Annotated in this window: 2 protein-coding genes; both read left to right on the top strand. The window is 46.3% G+C overall.

Going from position 1 to position 1,376, the window contains the following annotated elements:
* Positions 1–97 precede the first annotated feature (97 nt).
* Positions 98–466 carry an ABC transporter permease gene (locus JHD74_RS25780; RefSeq protein WP_199063883.1) on the top strand — a complete coding sequence of 123 codons (369 nt, stop codon included), beginning with the start codon at positions 98–100 and terminating at the stop codon, positions 464–466.
* Positions 466–1,376 (top strand): ABC transporter ATP-binding protein (locus tag JHD74_RS25775; RefSeq protein WP_199063882.1); only part of this gene is annotated, 911 nt, incomplete at its 3' end. The genes JHD74_RS25780 and JHD74_RS25775, both read left to right, overlap by 1 nt.

The raw sequence follows: 1,376 nt of genomic DNA, 5'->3' as shown, positions 1-1,376 counted from the left end.
CCCCCCCCCCCCCCCCCCCCCCCCCCCCCCCCCCCCCCCCACCGACCCCCCGACCCCCGAGACCTACACCCAGTTGGCATCGTCGGCAGCGTCAGATGTGTATAAGAGACAGCTAATACCTGTTATTGCCGTTTTGATTCTTTTTGCTATTGGGCTCGGTTTGACGATTGGTGTCCTCAACGTCTTCTTTAGTGATGTTGGGCAGTTTTTTGGCATCTTTTTGCAGTTTTGGTTCTGGCTTACTCCGATCGTTTACTCGGTAACTATTTTACCGGAAAACTTCCGCGGTTTTATTGAATACAATCCGCTGGCGGGGGTCGTCATGGCTTGCCAAACGGTCTTGGTTAAAGGTGAGTTGCCTGATTGGTATGGGATTTTGCCCGCAGCAATCATTGGTGTATTACTTTGCATTTTGGGGATGCGCCTATTCCAAAAGCGTGCGGCAGAAATGGTGGATGAACTTTAATGAGTACTATCAGTGTAAGTAATATTGGGAAGGCATTTAAACAATATCCTAATCGCTGGGCGCGTCTTATAGAGTGGTTCTGCCCTGGTAATGTCGTAAAGCATCAGTTGAAATGGGTACTGCAGGATATCAATTTCACCGTAAATCCTGGTGAAGCCGTAGGTATTATTGGTATAAATGGCGCGGGTAAAAGTACTTTACTCAAGATGATCACCGGTACCAGTCAGCCAACCAAAGGGCATATCCATATTTCAGGTCGCGTTGCCGCATTATTAGAGTTGGGCATGGGATTTCATCCGGATTTCACCGGCCGCCAAAACGTTTATATGGCGGGTCAATTGCTGGGGTTACATGGGGATGAGATTTCCAGGCTGATGCCGGAGATTGAAGCATTTGCAGAAATTGGTGAATATCTTGATAGCCCAGTAAGAGTTTATTCAAGCGGCATGCAGATGCGCTTGGCATTTAGCGTAGCGACAGCCATCAGACCGGACGTTCTGATTGTTGATGAAGCGCTTTCCGTTGGCGATGATTATTTTCAACATAAAAGTTTTGAAAGAATACGTGAATTTCGTCGGCAAGGAACAACGTTGTTAATCGTTTCTCATGATAAACAAGCCATACAAAGTATCTGTGACCGAGCAATCCTTCTCAATGCGGGACGTATTGAGATGGAAGGTGAACCTGAAGCCGTTATGGATTATTATAATGCATTGTTGGCCGCCAAACAGAATCAAAAAGTTGAGCAAAAAATTACCGCTGAAGGTAAGGTTCAAACCATTTCTGGAACCGGGGAGGCTGAAGTTTCCGAGATATCGTTATTGGACAGTGATAATCGAAAGGTTGAATTTGTTAACGTCGGCCAAGCTGTGACTTTGCATATCGAAGTGAAAGTCAATAAAGATATCCC

The organism is Serratia sp. ASV30 (assembly GCF_016428815.1).
GTDB classification, from domain to species: Bacteria; Pseudomonadota; Gammaproteobacteria; order Enterobacterales; family Enterobacteriaceae; genus Chania; species Chania fonticola_C.
The sequence above is the reverse complement of the archived record's forward strand: the minus strand, read 5'-3'. Positions and strand labels throughout refer to the sequence as shown.